Origin of the sequence: Acetivibrio sp. (assembly GCF_035371925.1) — a bacterium.
Lineage (GTDB): Bacteria > Bacillota > Clostridia > Acetivibrionales > Acetivibrionaceae > Hungateiclostridium.
Genome location: NZ_DAORXT010000034.1, coordinates 1 through 17,650 on the forward strand (window position 1 = coordinate 1; position 17,650 = coordinate 17,650).

Annotated in this window: 17 protein-coding genes; 3 read left to right on the plus strand and 14 right to left on the minus strand. The window is 39.8% G+C overall.

Features of this window, described 5'->3' with window-relative positions; genetic code table 11:
* Positions 1 to 46: 46 nt before the first annotated feature.
* Positions 47 to 214: a hypothetical protein gene (locus PLH43_RS06410; RefSeq protein WP_324361273.1), complete on the minus strand. Its 168-nt coding sequence runs from the start codon at positions 212 to 214 to the stop codon at positions 47 to 49.
* Positions 215 to 525: 311 nt separating this feature from the next.
* Positions 526 to 3,177 carry a pyruvate, phosphate dikinase gene (gene ppdK / locus PLH43_RS06415; protein WP_324361275.1) on the minus strand — a complete coding sequence of 884 codons (2,652 nt, stop codon included), beginning with the start codon at positions 3,175 to 3,177 and terminating at the stop codon, positions 526 to 528.
* A gap of 486 nt (positions 3,178 to 3,663) precedes the next feature.
* Between ppdK and PLH43_RS06420 the strand changes: the two genes are divergently transcribed.
* From PLH43_RS06420 to PLH43_RS06430, 3 genes are read left to right on the plus strand one after another with little or no spacing between them, the layout of a single operon-like run.
* Positions 3,664 to 4,737: a radical SAM protein gene (locus tag PLH43_RS06420; protein WP_324361277.1), complete on the plus strand. Its 1,074-nt coding sequence runs from the start codon at positions 3,664 to 3,666 to the stop codon at positions 4,735 to 4,737.
* A gap of 26 nt (positions 4,738 to 4,763) precedes the next feature.
* Complete coding sequence (locus PLH43_RS06425; RefSeq protein WP_324361279.1) at positions 4,764 to 5,363, plus strand: accessory gene regulator AgrB; 600 nt, start codon at positions 4,764 to 4,766, stop codon at positions 5,361 to 5,363.
* A gap of 48 nt (positions 5,364 to 5,411) precedes the next feature.
* Positions 5,412 to 5,576 carry a cyclic lactone autoinducer peptide gene (locus PLH43_RS06430; protein ID WP_324361281.1) on the plus strand — a complete coding sequence of 55 codons (165 nt, stop codon included), beginning with the start codon at positions 5,412 to 5,414 and terminating at the stop codon, positions 5,574 to 5,576.
* Positions 5,577 to 5,660: 84 nt separating this feature from the next.
* On the opposite strand, the gene PLH43_RS06435 is transcribed toward PLH43_RS06430, so the two are convergent.
* The 12 genes from PLH43_RS06435 to dnaK all read right to left on the minus strand — a co-directional run bounded on the left by PLH43_RS06435 (position 5,661) and on the right by dnaK (position 17,615).
* Positions 5,661 to 6,992, minus strand: a complete 1,332-nt coding sequence (locus tag PLH43_RS06435; RefSeq protein WP_324361283.1) for a GHKL domain-containing protein — start codon at positions 6,990 to 6,992, stop codon at positions 5,661 to 5,663.
* Between the two features lie 165 nt (positions 6,993 to 7,157).
* Positions 7,158 to 8,546: a glycine--tRNA ligase gene (locus PLH43_RS06440; protein WP_324361285.1), complete on the minus strand. Its 1,389-nt coding sequence runs from the start codon at positions 8,544 to 8,546 to the stop codon at positions 7,158 to 7,160.
* A gap of 120 nt (positions 8,547 to 8,666) precedes the next feature.
* Positions 8,667 to 9,863 carry a bifunctional phosphopantothenoylcysteine decarboxylase/phosphopantothenate--cysteine ligase CoaBC gene (gene coaBC, locus PLH43_RS06445; protein ID WP_324361287.1) on the minus strand — a complete coding sequence of 399 codons (1,197 nt, stop codon included), beginning with the start codon at positions 9,861 to 9,863 and terminating at the stop codon, positions 8,667 to 8,669.
* A 141-nt stretch (positions 9,864 to 10,004) separates the two neighbouring features.
* The gene (rpoZ, locus tag PLH43_RS06450; protein WP_324361289.1) at positions 10,005 to 10,241 is read right to left on the minus strand and encodes a DNA-directed RNA polymerase subunit omega; all 237 of its coding nucleotides are present in this window, start codon (positions 10,239 to 10,241) and stop codon (positions 10,005 to 10,007) included.
* Positions 10,242 to 10,281: 40 nt separating this feature from the next.
* Positions 10,282 to 10,893 (minus strand): guanylate kinase, encoded by a 612-nt coding sequence (gene gmk / locus PLH43_RS06455; protein WP_324361290.1) that lies wholly within the window; start codon positions 10,891 to 10,893, stop codon positions 10,282 to 10,284.
* Between the two features lie 12 nt (positions 10,894 to 10,905).
* Entirely contained in the window at positions 10,906 to 11,181 is a 276-nt protein-coding gene (locus tag PLH43_RS06460) for a DUF370 domain-containing protein (RefSeq protein ID WP_324361292.1), read from the minus strand.
* Between the two features lie 17 nt (positions 11,182 to 11,198).
* Complete coding sequence (locus PLH43_RS06465) at positions 11,199 to 12,083, minus strand: YicC/YloC family endoribonuclease (RefSeq protein WP_324361294.1); 885 nt, start codon at positions 12,081 to 12,083, stop codon at positions 11,199 to 11,201.
* 244 nt (positions 12,084 to 12,327) lie between these two features.
* Positions 12,328 to 12,699: a response regulator gene (locus PLH43_RS06470; RefSeq protein WP_324361296.1), complete on the minus strand. Its 372-nt coding sequence runs from the start codon at positions 12,697 to 12,699 to the stop codon at positions 12,328 to 12,330.
* Entirely contained in the window at positions 12,696 to 13,439 is a 744-nt protein-coding gene (locus PLH43_RS06475; RefSeq protein ID WP_324361315.1) for a 16S rRNA (uracil(1498)-N(3))-methyltransferase, read from the minus strand. The genes PLH43_RS06470 and PLH43_RS06475 overlap by 4 nt, the downstream gene beginning before the upstream one ends.
* Positions 13,421 to 14,362 carry a 50S ribosomal protein L11 methyltransferase gene (gene prmA, locus PLH43_RS06480; RefSeq protein ID WP_324361298.1) on the minus strand — a complete coding sequence of 314 codons (942 nt, stop codon included), beginning with the start codon at positions 14,360 to 14,362 and terminating at the stop codon, positions 13,421 to 13,423. Before prmA ends, PLH43_RS06475 begins: the two co-directional genes overlap by 19 nt.
* Positions 14,363 to 14,379: 17 nt before the next feature.
* Entirely contained in the window at positions 14,380 to 15,534 is a 1,155-nt protein-coding gene (dnaJ, locus tag PLH43_RS06485) for a molecular chaperone DnaJ (RefSeq protein WP_324361300.1), read from the minus strand.
* Between the two features lie 254 nt (positions 15,535 to 15,788).
* Complete coding sequence (gene dnaK, locus PLH43_RS06490) at positions 15,789 to 17,615, minus strand: molecular chaperone DnaK (protein ID WP_324361301.1); 1,827 nt, start codon at positions 17,613 to 17,615, stop codon at positions 15,789 to 15,791.
* Positions 17,616 to 17,650 lie beyond the last annotated feature (35 nt).

The following is a 17,650-nucleotide window of genomic DNA, read 5'->3' on the forward strand; positions in this document are numbered from 1 at the left end:
TTGAGTCACTTCTTTTTTATCATGTTTGGGCAATTAATTTTACAACTTACCGTTTAGCTGTGGTATAGTATGTTGCATCAATCATTACATTCCCAATTTCAGGTCTCTCCAATTCCAATTTTTCTGATTCAGCTGCACTAACATTCTCCGGTAGCATACCAACTAATGGAAAAATCATTACAAAAATCAAAATGAATGAAATAATTCTTTTCACTTTTTAGCCCCCCTAATCATTTTCACATTTTTATTTGTATAATTTTGCTACCTTCAATCAAAACGAGTATATCAAATTTTTTTATTTTCTACAACGCTTTCGCAAACTTAGCTGCGATTAGACTTCAAGAAAATTATCAAAAAATGCAAAGCTAATTGCACCTGACAAAAGCGCAAAAAGAAAGAGCAAGAGGGTTAAATTCCCACCTTGCCCTTATTGCTTATACCTAAATACTTCATCAATATTTACTACCTGTTTTACCTACATAGCAATCTATCAATACATCTTCAAAAATTTCTAAACAACTTCGTCTATTTCTGTCCCAAATCCTTAGTACCGTTTATCTCATTCACTCTTGCCTGAGCTGCTGCAAGCCTTGCAATCGGCACACGGAACGGTGAGCATGATACATAATTAAGTCCTGTCCTGTGGCAGAATTCAATAGATGACGGGTCTCCACCATGTTCACCGCATATACCCAGCTTAATATCCGGCCTTGTCTGCTTTCCAAGCTTTGCAGCCATTTCAACAAGCTTGCCCACGCCTGTCTGATCCAATTTTGCGAAAGGATCAAATTCGTATATCTTCTTGTTGTAGTATTCTTCCAAGAACTTGCCTGCATCGTCACGGCTGAATCCAAAGGTCATCTGAGTCAAGTCGTTGGTACCGAAGGAGAAGAATTCCGCCTCTTTCGCAATTTCGTCCGCAGTTATAGCTGCCCTTGGAATTTCTATCATTGTTCCTACTTTATATTCTAACTTGACACCGGATTTTTCAATCAGTTCGTTGGCAGTCTTAACGACTACTTCCTTAACATATTTGAGCTCTTTGACATCGCCCACCAACGGAATCATTATTTCCGGCACAACGTTCAAATTCTTCTTGCTCACGTTAATTGCAGCTTCAATAACCGCCCTTGTCTGCATTTCCGCAATTTCAGGATATGAGACCGCAAGACGGCATCCTCTGTGTCCCATCATAGGATTGAACTCATGAAGCTCGGCCACTATTGCCTTTAGATCATCGAAAGAAATTCCCATTTCTTTTGCCAAAGCTTCTATGTCTTCATCCTCCTGAGGCAGGAACTCATGGAGCGGAGGATCAAGGAATCTGATTGTCACAGGATAGCCTTCCATTGCAGTAAACAGCTCTTCAAAGTCTCCTCTTTGCATTGGCAAGAGCTTATCCAAAGCCTTTCTTCTTTGTTCTTCATTTCTTGCAACTATCATTTCTCTCATTGCCGGAATTCTGTCGGAATCGAAGAACATATGCTCTGTACGGCAAAGCCCTATACCTTCAGCTCCAAACTTCCTAGCCTGAATTGCATCGGCCGGAGTATCTGCATTGGTCCTTATCTTAAGGGTCCTGATTTCGTCGGCCCATTGCATAAGTGTAGCAAAATCTCCTGTCATTTCAGGCTCTACTGTTGGAAGCTTTTGACCGTAAACATTACCTGTGGAGCCATCAAGGGAAATCCAATCTCCCTCAACATATTTCTTTCCGGCTTTATCTATGAAATATTTTTCCTCTTCATTTATTCTGATTTCGCTGCAGCCTGCAACACAGCAAGTTCCCATACCGCGTGCAACAACAGCTGCGTGAGATGTCATACCGCCGCGGCCTGTAAGTATTCCCTTCGATACATGCATACCTTCAATATCTTCGGGTGAAGTCTCAAGCCTTACAAGAATAATATCCTTTTCTCCGTTCTTTGCTGCCTCTACTGCATCTTCAGCTCTAAAGTAAACCTTTCCTGTCGCAGCTCCGGGGGAAGCAGGCAATCCCTTTGCTACAGGTGTTGCAGATTTTAACGCTCCAGGCTCAAAGTTCGGGTGAAGCAGTGCATCAAGCTGTTTTGGGTCAACCTTCATAATTGCTTCTTCCTTTGTAACCATTCCCTCATTTACCAAATCAACAGCTATCTTTAAAGCAGCTGCAGCAGTTCTTTTACCGTTCCTTGTCTGGAGCATGAAGAGTTTTCCTCTTTCAATCGTAAACTCCATGTCCTGCATATCCCTATAGTGATTTTCAAGCTTTTGTGCTATATCAACGAACTGGTTATACACATCGGGCATTATTTCCTTCAACTGGTCAATTGACTGGGGAGTCCTGATACCTGCAACAACGTCTTCTCCCTGGGCATTCATAAGGAATTCGCCATACAGCTTCTTTTCTCCTGTAGCCGGGTTTCTTGTAAAGGCAACTCCCGTACCCGAATCATTTCCCATATTTCCATAGACCATTTCCTGAACGTTAACTGCAGTACCCCAGTCGCTGGGAATATCATTCAGCCTTCTATATACAATAGCTCTCGGGTTTTCCCATGAACGGAAAACAGCTTTTACAGCTTCCATCAACTGTGTTTTTGGTTCCTGTGGAAAATCAAATCCTTTTTCTTTCTTGAAAAGTTCTTTATATCTCTTTACTACTTCTTTCAAGTTTTCAGCATTAAGATCGCAGTCATTTTCACAATTATTCTCTTCCTTCACTGCATCAAGAATAGCCTCAAACTTGGACTTTTCAACTTCCATAACAACATCGCTGAACATTTGAATAAATCTTCTATAGCTGTCATATGCAAACCTTTCATTATTGGTAAGCTTTGCAAGACCTTGAACAACTTCATCATTAAGTCCGAGATTTAATATGGTATCCATCATACCGGGCATTGATGCTCTGGCACCGGAACGAACCGAAACAAGAAATGGATTTGACGGGTCACCGAATTTCTTCCCGACAATCTCTTCAAGCTTTGTCATAGTTTTGTATATCTCATCTTCTATTTCCTTGGCAATGGCTTTTCCATCCTGATAGTAACGAGTACAAGCTTCTGTAGTAATGGTAAATCCTCTAGGCACCGGAAGACCCAAACCTGTCATTTCAGCAAGATTGGCACCTTTTCCGCCAAGCAGGTTTCTCATTGATGCATTGCCTTCACTAAATAAATACACATACTTTGCCATAAAAAAACCTCCTATTTATTTACTTGTTCTTTATGTATGTAGGAAAGCACACAAACAGAAATACTTTCCCAAATAAGCTTTTGAAGGTTGTAAAACAGACTTGTCAGGAATAATTCACTATCTAATTATAACATAATATTAATATTTTTCATTATATTTTTGCTAAAATATGCAACATTTCTTTCTATAAGCTTGCCATATTGAACCATGTTTATAAAATGCCCAAAAAAATATAATTTCATGCAATGTTTTGAAATTAGACTAAACACCTTTACAAAATCGCTTTTTTGTTATATAATAACATTAAAGGAATATAAATTACGCCTTATTGTCAACAATTCACAATCAAACTTCAGCGGTACACCCTCTTTTATCGCCACCTTTGGTACTCACATTATGCTACTGGAATTCGCAATCAATTTATTCAGTTAAAAAACACAAAATAACTCTTACACAAAATAACTCTTTAAAGAAAGGAGAACTATTTTGTGCGTATGTCTTATTGACCAAAAAACCGGACAACCAATCTTTTCTCTTCAATGGCACATAACGGCCAAATGCGATCAAAAATGCAAGCACTGTTATATGTATGAATCTCCCTTTTACAAATCGGAAAGGGAAAATGAGCTTTTGCTTTCAGACTGCAAAGCAATAATCGATGATTTTCTGGACACTGTAGGTCATAGAAAAGGAGGTATCTGTTTTACAGGCGGCGATCCCCTGCTTCGCAATGATTTCTTTGACATCCTTGAGTATACTGCCGGAAAAAACATATTTCCCTTGGGTATTGCCGGAAACTCTTATCACCTCGATTTTGAAACTGCTCTTCGGCTTAAAAAATACGGTGTAATCATGTATCAAATAAGTCTTGACGGACTTAAGGAAACTCATGATTATTTCAGAAAGCCCGGAAGCTTTGACGATGCTTTGAGAGCTTATAAAGTACTGAAAAAAGCGGGCATCCTCTCAATGTGCATGTTTACCTTAAGCCGAAAGAATATGAACCAGTTAATTGATGTTATTAGACTTGTGGCTGAAATAGGCCTTGACGGCTTTGATTTTGACAGGATTGTACCGGTTGGCTCCGCCAAGGATATGAAGGAAGAAATAATCGATCCCTTTGAATACAGGGAATTCCTGTTGGAAGTTGACAACGAGTATAAAAAGCTTCGGGCAAAAGGCTGCCGCACTCAATTTGGATACAAAGACAATCTGTGGGGTTTGGTGTTGGACAAAGAAACTTTGATTTCAACCCAAAACCTGGTACCCGAAGGTTACAGCCTGAAAAGAGGTTGTCTTATAGGCAAAGCCGGGCTCTGTATATTAGCCGACGGCAGCGCAATGGCATGCAGGCGTCTTCCGGTGATTGTCGGCAAGCTCCCCAAACAGCGTATTCGGGAAATATTTTATGAATCACCGGTTTTAAATGAACTAAAAAGAAATGACAGACTTTCAAAATGCAGCTCATGCTCAAATCTTGAAAACTGCAGAGGTTGCAGAGCTGTCGCATATGCCTTCTTCGGAGACTATTTTGGTGAAGACCCCGGCTGCTGGTTGTAAAAATTTAACAAATGAGGTAGGTAATCATGCCATTGCTCAAAAAACTGTGTGAAAACATCACCAATGCCATCAAAAAAAGAGTAAAGGACGTAGATAATGACAAGGCCGAAGTCATAAACTACGGTCTGTATCTATGGATTACAGATATAATAAAGCTGACCTTAATATTTACAATAGCATGTTTACTGGGAATTCTCAGACTCACAATTGTCTTTCTGGTTTGTTTCGGATTGCTGAGAGTCTTTGCAGGAGGTTCCCATGCCAAAACTTTTTGGGGCTGCCTTTTTACAAACAGTGCCATAACCTTTGGTTCAGTCTATTTATCCTTGCTGCTGTCGTCTATAAAACCGATTATTCTAGCTATGTTTGTTATGCCGTTCTGCGCTGTAATATTATACCTTTATGCACCGGCAGACCATGAAAACAAACCTGTGGTCAGTAAAAAGCAAAAAAAGAAATTGAAAATCGCAGCATATATAGCACTTGTTGTTGAATATCTAATATCTCTTTCAATAACTCAAAATACTTTTTCCAACGTTATTATTCTTTCAACCTTGTTTGTATGCCTTGGTATACTCCCTGTTACATACAGAATAATGGGAGCGCGTCACGGTAATGGGCTCTAAACAACCAACACAATAAATTACATTAAAAGGAAAGGAAAGGTGATTTGCATGTTAAGAACTCTAAAAGCATTGACAAGAAAAGACCTGTTGGCTCTATTGTTGGGGTGGATATCAGTAATTGCAGTATTCATTGCCCAGACTTCTTCAAACACCTGTACTTCATGGTTGATTGAGCAGCCGAAAATCCCCAAATCATTAATCAAAGAAGACTAAACTTGCCGACCATAGGTATTTTGACCGTCAAAAAGCTCGGGATACTACTTCCCGAGCTTTTTGATTAAATAAACTATATTATATTTAAAGATTAATAATTAATTCTTGTCTGAACTTTGAGTCGTCCGCACAGGTATTTAACATTACATTCTTATATTTTGAAACTATGCTGTTTACAATTCCAAGACCCAAGCCCCTTCCTTCTCCTTTAGTCGAGTATCCGTTCTCATAAATCATGGTTACATCAACCTTCTCGTTAATTCCGTTCAATACAATAAAGCTTAGGGCTTTTTCTCCCCTTTTCATAAACACCTCAACTTTTTTCTCATTACTGTCTTTGGCGGCCTCTATGGCATTGTCCAAAAGAATTCCCAGCACCTCGCAAAACTCCGATATTTTCATTTTTACCTCATCAATTACTCCGTCGGTAACTACCCTAAAGTCAACGCCCAATTCCTTTGCATATTCATATTTTGCCATTATAAGCCCCAAGACACCGGCACTCTTGATATTAAGTGACGTCAAATTATCCAAGAAGCTTACTTTTCCGATTTCAGAACATATTTCGTTATAATATTTTTCTACTTGGGACCATTTTTTGTTTTTAATATAACCTCCAAATACCGCAAGAATGTTGTTGTAATTATGTTTAAATCTTCGCAAATCATTTATTATAGACTGCAATGCCTTGTTGTAAAATTTCTGATACTCAAGCTCCTGAGTACTTACCTCAAGCTTGAAAAGTGTGTTTGTATAAAGTATTGAAAACATCAAAAAGACAATGAGCATCAACACGCTTATCATAATTGTTATACCGTCTGTCGCCTGACCAAACTCCAAATAATAATTAAAGTTTAACATTATTATTGTAAACACAAGCAATATGTAGATTAAATAGTTCTTATAAGCCTTTGTCTTAATCTCAGGCGGGAAGCAAGAAAACATCTTAAAGGACTTTATCAGCCCCAGCATAATTATTACTGCCATATTGATTATCGCAAAAGCAATAATTGCATAAATCAATGAGTCTTTAATCTCGATAAGCTCAATTTCAAAGGATTTGAATGCAAAAACGGCAACGTAATTTCCCATGGCCAAAAATAAATTATAAATAAATTCCGAAATAATACCTTTAAGGATACTCAGTCTGAAAAAAAGCTTAAGGAGCAATATTGATGTCAGAGTAGTAAAAATGGTTCTAAACATCATTGCAAGACTGGGAGAAAACTTCACCAAACCGTAATTTGCAATTGCGACAATCGCTCCCGAAACAATAACAAAGGATCCGGCATACAAAAGCAAGGACTTTGCATCAATTTTAATATTAAAAATGATTTGTGCAGTAAATGCCGTTAAAATCGCAGCACCAATTACCGTTATAAAATTATCAACAACAAACCTCAATATTGCCTGCAAATAGACTCCCCCCGGATTACATTGACTTATATACTTCCAAGCAAATATTTACTCTATCAATATTATAATACAATTAAATTAACTAGAACGCAAAACATAATTATATAAAAAAGGATATTACCTACAATCCCAGTAATATCCTTCATTTAACAATATATTTTGTTATTAGAAATCAAATTTCCCTTCAAAATAGGAGTAAAGCTCATCAATTTTAACTCTTACCTGCTGCATGGAGTCTCTGTCCCTTATAGTAACACTCTGGTCGTTCAAAGAATCAAAGTCAAAGGTTATGCAATAAGGTGTGCCAATCTCATCCTGTCTTCTGTATCTCTTACCGATACTTCCCGTCTCGTCATATTCACAGTTGTATTTTTTTATGAGCATTTCATAAACTTTAAATGCATCATCCCCGAGCTTTTTAGATAGAGGAAGCACAGCTATTTTAACCGGAGCAATGGCAGGATGGAAGCGCATCACTACCCTTACATCTCCTTCTGCCACTTCTTCCTCATCATATGCATCGCAAAGGAAGACCAAAGTAACCCTGTCGGCACCAAGAGAAGGCTCTATACAGTAAGGTATGTATTTTGTATTGGTGTTCGGGTCAAAGTAGGACAAGTCTTCTTTTGAATGCTCCGCATGCTGTTTTAAGTCAAAGTCGGTTCTGTCGGCAATTCCCCACAATTCTCCCCAGCCAAACGGGAACATGTATTCAATATCGGTTGTGGCATTGCTGTAATGGGACAGTTCCTCTTTTGAATGGTCACGCATTCTTAAGTTGTCCTTGTTGATGTTAAGGCTCAACAGCCAGTTGAAGCAGAAATTCTTCCAGTAATCAAACCATTCAAGGTCCGTTCCCGGCTCACAGAAAAATTCCAGCTCCATCTGTTCAAACTCACGGGTTCTAAAAATAAAGTTTCCGGGTGTTATTTCATTTCTGAAAGACTTTCCTATCTGTCCTATACCGAAAGGTATCTTTTTTCTTGTTGTCCTTTGAACGTTTTTGAAGTTTACGAATATACCCTGGGCTGTTTCCGGCCTTAAATATATCTCGGATTTGGAATCCTCAGTCACACCTTGGAAGGTCTTGAACATAAGATTAAACTTTCTTATATCGGTAAAATTCTTTCCGCCGCATTCAGGACAGGTTACGCCTTTTTCCCTGATATAATCCATAAGCATTTCATTGGACCATCCGTCCACTTTAACATCTTGATTGTTTTCTAGATTCCAGTCCTCTATCATTTTATCCGCTCTGTGACGGGTTTTGCAGTCTTTGCAGTCAATAAGAGGGTCACTGAAACCGCCCACATGTCCCGATGCCACCCACACCTGCGGATTCATCAGTATGGCACAGTCAACACCCACATTGTATGGGTTTTCTTGAACAAATTTCTTCCACCATGCCTTTTTTACATTGTTTTTAAGTTCCACTCCAAGAGGTCCGTAATCCCATGAATTGGCCAAACCTCCGTATATTTCAGAGCCGGGATAAATAAAACCGCGGTTTTTAGCCAGGGCCACAATTTTCTCCATCGTCTTTTTTACTTCCATTAAAATGCCTCCTTAAAAATACTATAAGAAAATACACGCTTAAAAAATTATATATTTTAAATTATATACCAGTAACTCATACTTTAACAGATTATATTATAAAAATCTTCTATCAATCTTTTATCTTTTTCTAATTGACAAAACCTCGTCCAAAATCTTATGAGCAACATTCTCCTTACTCATTACGGGCAAGTCAATCCTGCTACCGCCTCTTTTTATAAGCTTTACGATGTTGGTATCAACGCCAAATCCCGCGCCTTCCATAGTCACATCATTGGCAACTATCATATCCATATTTTTTAAAGCAAGCTTTGAAACTGCATTTCCAAGGAGATTGTCTGTCTCTGCACTAAATCCCACCAAAATCCTGTCGCCTTTTACTTTTCCAAGCTCTGCTGCTATATCCGGGTTTTTCACCAGTTCTATTGTAAGTGTCTCTCCCGATTTTTTAATCTTCTTTTCGGAAACCGACGCACATCTGTAATCTGCCACAGCTGCCACCATAACTATAACATCAAAACTTTCATAGGATTTCATTACCTCATTGTACATATCAACCGCGCTGCTAACCCTTACAACCTCTGCCCCGGAAGGAGGAGCAATATTTACAGGACCGGTAACCAGTTTTACGCACGCGCCTCTTTCTAAAGCAGCCTTTGCAACTGCATATCCCATTTTACCCGATGAATGATTTGAAATATATCTCACAGGGTCAATCGGCTCCCTTGTAGGTCCCGCAGTCACGAGAATCTTTAAGCCCTCATAGTCGGCATCCCTCATTAAAATCTCCTTCACATAATCCACAACCCTCTCCGGTGAAGGAAATCTTCCCTTTCCGCTGGTACCGCAGGCCATAAGCCCGGTATCCGGCTCCATAAAGAGATAACCGTGTAAAGCAAGCTTTTGGATGTTTTCCTGAACTATGGGATTTTCATACATCTTGTCATTCATGGCAGGTACAAACAAAACAGGCGAATGCGCTGCCATAATAGTTGTCGAAAGCATATCATCCGCAATACCGCCGGCAACTTTGCCTATGATATTGGCTGTTGCCGGTGCCACAACAACAAGGTCGGCCTTCTGGGCAAGAGAAATATGCTGTATGTCCCATATCTTCGGTTCCTCAAACATATCAGTTATTACGGGATTGTGGCATATGGAACGGAAGGTGAGGGGCGCAACAAATTTTTCTGCATTTTTAGTCATAATGACATGTACATCGGCATTAAGCTTTTTTAATCTGCTGACAACCTCTACGGCTTTATAAGCAGCAATTCCGCCGCAAACACCAACTACTACTGTTTTTCCTTTTAACAAAATCCCACCTCCCAAGCGAAAACCAGTCTCAAGCAAAATTAAAAAAATAAGATTAAGATTTCGATTTTGATTCAATCGCTATCTCAATCTTTTTAAAGCTTTTTCATTTCAGCAAAGCAAATCTATCCTCCGGAAAAATAATTACTTTATGCCACTTTTTGTCCTTATGTATGTTATTTTGCTCTCATTAATCTCATTAATTGCTACCGTAACCGGCTTATCCGATTCACAATCAGTGAGTTTGTTGGCACCTTCCGTAAGCTGTCTTGCTCTCTTGGCAGTGGCAACTACCAGAGTATACCTGCTGTCTACCTTGGACAGCAATGAGTTTATTCCAGGTTCAATCATACTTGTGGTTTTATCTTTCTTTTCCTTCATAGAAGAAAAACCTCCCTTAATTTATCGGTTAAATTGATTATTAAGCTTGTTGAAACTGATGAAGAAATTCTCTGTTTCGCCCGCTCTTAAGCTTTTCCGCTCTTATTATGCAGCGCAAATTTTCCACCGCATCTTTAAGATCGTCGTTAACTATAATGTAATCATAATTTGAAGCATAGGCAATTTCCTCTCTTGCTCTGTCAAGGCGCTTATTTACCACCTCAACATCTTCCGTCCCTCTTTTTTCAATCCTTCTTCTCAATTCTTCAAAAGAAGGCGGAAGTATAAAAACCGAAACACATTCCGGATAGGCTTTCATCACTTTTGCCGCACCTTCCACTTCAATCTCCAAAAAACAGTCATAACCCTCTTTTACAGAGTCCTCAACATATTTTTTCGGAGTCCCGTAAAAGTTGTCACAGTATTCCACCCATTCAAAAAGCTCATCATTTTCAATCATAAGCTTAAATTCTTCTTTGGTTTTAAAAAAATAATTTACGCCATCCACTTCGCCTTTTCTGGGCTTTCTTGTAGTGGCAGAAACTGAAAATCTTATGCTGTCGCCGCCTAAGTCCCTGAGCAAATTCAAAAGCGTACCCTTCCCTGCTCCCGAAGGACCGGATATGACAACCAGCAGTCCCTCACGGTACATTACAAGTCACTCCTATTCATCAATTTCTTCTTCTACTTCAACTTCCTCTGCTTCTTTTGTATTCAACCTGTGTGCCACCGTTTCAGGCTGAACTGCAGACAGAATGATATGATCGCTGTCTGTTATAATTACAGCTCTGGTCCTTCTGCCATAAGTAGCATCTACAAGCATGCCCCTTTCCCTGGCTTCCTGTATTATCCTCTTTATCGGTGCGGACTCCGGACTCACAATGGCAACCAGTCTGTTTGCCGATACGATATTACCAAAACCAATATTTATAAGTTTCATCAGATCTTCCTCCCACATTACTCAATATTTTGTATCTGCTCTCGAATCTTTTCCAATTCGCTCTTAATTTCCACAACATTTTGAGTTATGATTAAGTCGTTTGCTTTAGAACCTATGGTATTAATCTCCCTGTTCATCTCTTGGATCAGAAAATCCAATTTTCTTCCGACAGGCAAGTCTGAATCGCTGTTTAGGGTCTGACGCAACTGGTTTATATGACTTCCAAGCCTGACCAGCTCTTCATCAATGTTGCATCTGTCCGCAAAAACAGCAACTTCCATAGCCAGGCGATTCTCATCTATTACCTGCTGTTCCAATATTTCCTTTAGCCTGTTTTCAAGTTTACATTTATATTCTTTTACAACTTCGGGTGCTCTTATGCTTATTTCCTGAACAACTTTTTCAATAGCATCCGCCCTTTCAAGCAAATCATTTTTCAGGCCTTCGCCCTCTATTTGTCTCATGTTTATCAATGCGTCAAGAGCATGACTCAAAGCCTCATAAAGAAGACTCCAAATTTTATCCTCATCTTGTTCGGATTTTTCCACTTTTAGAATATCAGGGAACTTAGCTATAAGAGATACGGATATATCATCTTTTAAACCAAATTTATCCCTTAAATACTCCACACTTTTAATATATGTTTTGGCAAGCCCTTCATCAATCAAAATATTCTTTGAGTCTTCACTAAAATCGTCATAAGTAATAAAGACATCTACCTTCCCCCTTGAAATACTTTTTCCTATCACTTCTCTTACCTTGTCTTCAAGAAAAGATATCTGCCTTGGTACTTTTATATAAATATCACAATATCTATGGTTTACGGTCTTAATCTCAACGAGAAACTCCCTGCCCTCAGCCTGAGATTTTCCTCTTCCGTAACCCGTCATACTTCTTATCATAAATAGCCAACCTCTTTATAGATTTTTCACATTTTATTCACTTCGTATTATAACATAATTTTAAACAATTAAAAGGCTTTTGCTTTAATTTTTATATGTTTTTTCGTATTATCTCTTATTTGCTTGATAAATAAAAAATCTTCCCGCACTTGTTTTAACTCACTAAAACAGGGTGCCCCTATACGCACCCCCTTGTACTTTAACTAAATTTTCCGTAATTTATCTTAATCAAGCCCGCCAGAAATTACTCCTCTATCACATTTCTGATGGCCTGCAATACTCTGCTTTTTTCGAAAGGTTTTACAACAAAATCCTTGGCGCCCAGCTTTATTGCCTCAATCACCATTGACTGCTGCCCCATTGCCGAAACCATGATAATCTTGGTGTCAGGGCTGCATTTTACTATCTCCTTTATTGCAGTCAAACCGTCCATATCCGGCATTGTAATATCAAGGGTCATAATGTCGGGTTTAAAAACCTGCGCTTTTTGGATTGCCTCAAACCCATTCGACCCTTCTGCCACCACTTTGTAAGTCTCAACTTCTTCTATTATTTTCTTTAGCAGTGTCCGCATAAAGACTGCATCGTCAACAACAACAAACTTGAGATCCTTCATACCCCTACATCCCCCAGTTCATACATTAGTATTGACAAAACAGCAATCCCGGCAGTTTCGGTTCTCAGTATCCTTGGCCCCAATGTTACAGGCTGTATACCGCAAGAGATGGCTGTTTCAATTTCCGTTTGTGAAAAGCCCCCTTCCGGGCCTATAAATACAGATACTTTTTCCGCTGAGGATTTCTTTGAAAGGACTTCTTTCAGTTTGATTCCCGTTTCTTTTTCATAAGGAATCAAAGAAAAGCTACTTCCTTTTGCAGCATTTAAAGCCTCCTTGAAGCTTATCGGAAAACCCACTTTCGGGATAATACCTCTATTACACTGCTTGGCTGCTTCCATGGATATCCTGTTCCATCGCTCACATTTTTTATCACCGCTTTTTTTGTCTGTTTTGACAACAGTCCTTTCAGTAATAACAGGAACAATCTCATAAATACCCAATTCCACAGCCTTTTGAATAATATAATCCATTTTATCCGATTTTGGCAATCCTTGAAAAAGAGTAATTTTCACAGGGGGTTCGGTAAAGTTTTCCATTGATTCGATAATTCTGGTTTTTACCGATGCATCTTCAAACTTCATTATTTCAACCAGATAGTCGGTTCCTTCTCCGTCACATACAGTTATTCTATCCCCGTTTCCGAGTCTAAGAACTTTTTTAATATGGTTAAAATCTTCACCGGATATGTTAATCGAATCACCTGACACATCGCTTTTTCTCACAAAGAATCTAGGCATCTTAAGACAATCGCCACCCATTCTCCCAGCTCAATAATTTCCTCACACTCAAAGCCTCTTTTCAAATACTCATCCACTACTTCCTGTTTTCTTTCTTTGATAATTCCCGATGCTATAAAAAGTCCGTCCTTTTTCAAATAGTATGGAACGCTTGAGGATATATCTATAATAACATTGGCTATAATATTGGCAACGACAATATCTCTCTTTTCCTTTTCGATATCGTCCAAAACACCTTTAAAAACACATACGTTATCCACTTTATTAATCTCAAGGTTCTCTTTTGTCACCTTTACCGCAACTTCATCAATATCTACGGCAGTAATCTCTGCTGCCCCCAGCTTGCTTGCAATTATCGACAAAATTCCCGTACCGCAACCAACATCAATAACCTTGTGTCCATTCTTTACATACTTGTCAAGCAAAACTGCGCACATTTTGGTCGTTTCATGGGTACCGGTGCCAAAAGCCATACCGGGATTCATTTCAATAATTATTTCACCGTTTTTATTATCGTAATTTTCCCAAGAAGGCTTAACAACCAATCTGTCGGTAAGGTGAAAAGGTTTGTAATATTTTTTCCATGAAGTACTCCAATCCTCTTCATCCATTTCCGCATACCCGCAGTACCCTTCACCGACATTTAAGAAGCTTCCGATAAAAGCAAGCTTTTCTTCTATAAGCGATATAAGCTCCGGTATATTGGTCTCCCCCGGAAAGTATGCTTTTATAACCACATCCTCTCCCAGGGAATTTAAAAACTCATCGTCGACATAGTCGATATGATTGGGTTTTTGCGCCTCTCTTTTTATATCGTTGGGGTCATGAATGGCGACCCCTCCAGCTCCAATTGAAGTTAGCATATAAGATACGGCATCATATGCTTCTTCCGTTGTTTTTATTCTAATTTCAATCCATTTCACCAATTTTTCCTCCAATACTACATGCCCAAAGCATCCTTCATTTTATTAAAAAAACCTTTTCTCTGCTCGTGCACCTCGTCACCCACCAATTCGGCAAACTGCCTTAGAACCTCCTTTTGTTTTTCATTGAGCTTCTTTGGCACTTCAACATTTACCTTTACATGCTGATCTCCTCTTCCGCTGCCTCTTATGAAAGGTATTCCTTTGCCCTTGAGCTTGAATATGGATCCGGTCTGCGTACCCTCGGGAATAACAAGCTTCACTTTTCCGTCCAGTGTCGGAACCTCAATCTCTGCTCCTAATGCCGCCTGGGTAAAGGTTATGGGAATATCGCAACTTACGTCGTTACCATGTCTTTTGAATATAGGGTGGGGCTTTACTTTAACGGTTATGAAAAGGTCACCGGACGGTCCACCTTTAAGTCCATGCTCACCCTCGCCTCTTACCGGTATTGTCTGACCGTTGTCAATACCTGCAGGTATGGTAACATCCAGTTTCACATGTTTTCTTACCCTTCCTTTGCCGCTGCAAGTTTCACACGGATTTGTAATGATTTTGCCCTCACCGTGACACACATCACAGGTTCTTACATTGACAATCTGTCCGAAAGGTGTCCTCTGCTTGTATTGCACCTGTCCGGTACCGTTACATTGCTTGCATGTAACGGGTTGATGTCCCGGTTTTGTGCCCGAGCCGCTACATGTCGGACATGCTTCCATCCTGCTAATCGTAACTTCTTTTTTTGCACCGAAAGCCGCCTCTTCAAAGCTAATCTCCATGGAGTACTTAAGATCCGCCCCCCTTTGCGGCCCTCTTCTTGCACCGGAAGTTCTGGTTCCGAATCCTCCTCCGAAAATCGTTTCGAAAATATCTCCAAAACCGCCAAAATCAAAATCACCAAATCCGCCGCTAAATCCACCGCCAAATCCACCAAAACCGTTGGGGTCGGTTCCGGCATGACCAAACTGGTCATAACGCGCTCTTTTCTGCGGATCACTCAAAATCTCATAAGCTTCGTTAATTTCCTTAAACTTTGCTTCGGCAGTCTTATCACCGGGATTCATATCAGGGTGATACTGCTTGGCAAGCTTCCTGTAAGCTTTTTTAATTTCTGCATCGGATGCACCTTTGTCAACTCCAAGGACCTCATAATAATCCCTTTTGCCTGCCATCCAACCAACTCCTCCATATCATATATAAATCTATATAAATCTCGAATATCTCCAAGTCTTCTTTCAGATTATACCATACCGCAATATATCACTGCAATAAAAGCAAAATTAAAGATGTTAAATAAAAGCTCGGGGCACCGAGTCCCTTCGCTTTTGCCTCTTTCATTTCATTCCAAGAGGCCAAATCAAAGAGCCAAAGCCATATTCATGACTTTGGCCTCATATTCTTTTGCAACTTTGAAAAATGCCTCAAATTATTTGTCATCATCCACTACCTTGTATTCGGCATCATACACGTTTTCCTGCCCTCCATCGGCTCCTGCATCACCAGGATTTGCGCCTGCCGCCTGGTTTTGCTGATATATTTTTGCAGATACACTGTAAAATGCCTGCTGCAAATCTTCTGTAGCCTTTTTAATTGCCTCGGTATCCGTGCCCTTTAATGCTTCCTTAACCTTCTCTATTTCAGCTTCAATCGTAGATTTATCTTCACTGCTGAGTTTGTCTCCCAAGTCTTTTAATGTTTTTTCCGCTTGGAAAACCATAGAGTCGGCATTATTTCTTATTTCAACACTTTCTTTTCTCTTCTTGTCCTCTTCTTCGAACTTCTTGGCTTCATTTACTGCTTTCTCTATCTCAGCATCCGACAGGTTTGTAGAAGCAGTTATGGTTATGTGCTGCTCTTTTCCTGTACCGAGGTCCTTTGCAGAAACATGCACAATACCGTTGGCATCTATATCAAAGGTTACTTCAATTTGAGGCACACCCTTTGGTGCCGGCGGTATACCGTCGAGGTTGAATTCTCCTAAGAGCTTGTTGTCGGCAGCCATCGCTCTTTCTCCCTGGAATACTCTTACGGTAACAGCTGTCTGACCGTCTGCCGCTGTTGAGAAAATCTGGCTCTTCTTTGTAGGTATTGTGGTATTTCTTTCAATAAGCTTTGTAAATACTCCGCCTAAAGTTTCAATTCCAAGGGAAAGAGGAGTTACGTCAAGAAGCAGAAGGTCTTTAACTTCACCTGTGAGCACTCCTGCCTGAATAGCCGCTCCTATGGCAACACATTCGTCAGGGTTTATTCCCTTGAAAGGTTCTTTTCCAAAGAATTTTCTAACTGCTTCCTGCACAGCCGGTATTCTGGTAGAACCACCCACCAAAAGAATCTTGTCTATTTTATCCGGTGTAAGTCCAGCGTCCTGCATAGCCCTTCTTGTCGGTTCCATTGTTTTTTCCACAAGGTCGGCTGTCAACTCTTCGAACTTTGCCCTTGTCAATGTAACGTCAAGGTGTTTGGGTCCTGTTGCATCAGCTGTGATAAAAGGAAGATTAATATTTGTTGTGGTAACGCCGGAAAGCTCGATTTTAGCTTTTTCTGCAGCTTCCTTGAGCCTCTGCATTGCCATTTTGTCATTTCTTAAGTCAATGCCGTTTTCTTTTTTAAATGTATCTACCAAATAGTCTATTATTCTTTCGTCAAAGTCGTCTCCACCCAATCTGTTGTTTCCGCTTGTTGCAAGTACTTCAAAGACTCCGTCTCCAATTTCCAGTATGGATACGTCAAAAGTACCTCCGCCAAGGTCGAATACAAGTATATTCTGGTCAGTTTCCTTGTCCAGTCCATATGCCAAAGCTGCCGCTGTAGGCTCGTTGATTATTCTTAAAACCTCCAAACCTGCAATTTTACCGGCATCCTTTGTGGCCTGCCTTTGAGAGTCGCTAAAATATGCCGGAACTGTTATTACAGCCTGGGTAACCTTTTCACCGAGATATGCCTCTGCATCCGCCTTTATCTTCTGAAGAATCATCGACGAAATTTCCTGGGGAGTATAACTCTTATCGTCAATTTTTACTCTCCTGTCCGTTCCCATATCTCTTTTAATGGAAATAATAGTTCTCTCAGGGTTTGTAATAGCCTGCCTTTTAGCTACCTGTCCCACAAGTCTTTCGTCTGTTTTTGAAAAAGCCACTACTGAAGGTGTGGTCCTTGCTCCCTCGGAATTTGGGATAACAACAGGTTCTCCACCTTCCATAACTGCAACGCAAGAGTTTGTGGTTCCAAGATCTATACCAATAACCTTTGCCATAAAATATACATCCTCCTTAATTAAAAATATTCAAA

Excerpts from the sequence above, each read along its gene's own strand:
- rpoZ (WP_324361289.1), bottom strand. The coding sequence starts at position 10,241 with ATGAAGGAAAAGAAAGATAAAACCACAAGTATGATTGAACCTGGAATA.
- PLH43_RS06440 (WP_324361285.1), bottom strand. The coding sequence starts at position 8,546 with ATGGAAGTAAAAAAGACGATGGAGAAAATTGTGGCCCTGGCTAAAAAC.
- dnaJ (WP_324361300.1), bottom strand. The coding sequence starts at position 15,534 with ATGGCAGGCAAAAGGGATTATTATGAGGTCCTTGGAGTTGACAAAGGT.
- PLH43_RS06430 (WP_324361281.1), top strand. The coding sequence starts at position 5,412 with ATGTTAAGAACTCTAAAAGCATTGACAAGAAAAGACCTGTTGGCTCTA.
- PLH43_RS06475 (WP_324361315.1), bottom strand. The coding sequence starts at position 13,439 with ATGCCTAGATTCTTTGTGAGAAAAAGCGATGTGTCAGGTGATTCGATT.
- PLH43_RS06470 (WP_324361296.1), bottom strand. The coding sequence starts at position 12,699 with ATGAAGGATCTCAAGTTTGTTGTTGTTGACGATGCAGTCTTTATGCGG.
- PLH43_RS06425 (WP_324361279.1), top strand. The coding sequence starts at position 4,764 with ATGCCATTGCTCAAAAAACTGTGTGAAAACATCACCAATGCCATCAAA.
- gmk (WP_324361290.1), bottom strand. The coding sequence starts at position 10,893 with ATGTACCGTGAGGGACTGCTGGTTGTCATATCCGGTCCTTCGGGAGCA.
- ppdK (WP_324361275.1), bottom strand. The coding sequence starts at position 3,177 with ATGGCAAAGTATGTGTATTTATTTAGTGAAGGCAATGCATCAATGAGA.
- PLH43_RS06465 (WP_324361294.1), bottom strand. The coding sequence starts at position 12,083 with ATGATAAGAAGTATGACGGGTTACGGAAGAGGAAAATCTCAGGCTGAG.
- PLH43_RS06460 (WP_324361292.1), bottom strand. The coding sequence starts at position 11,181 with ATGAAACTTATAAATATTGGTTTTGGTAATATCGTATCGGCAAACAGA.
- dnaK (WP_324361301.1), bottom strand. The coding sequence starts at position 17,615 with ATGGCAAAGGTTATTGGTATAGATCTTGGAACCACAAACTCTTGCGTT.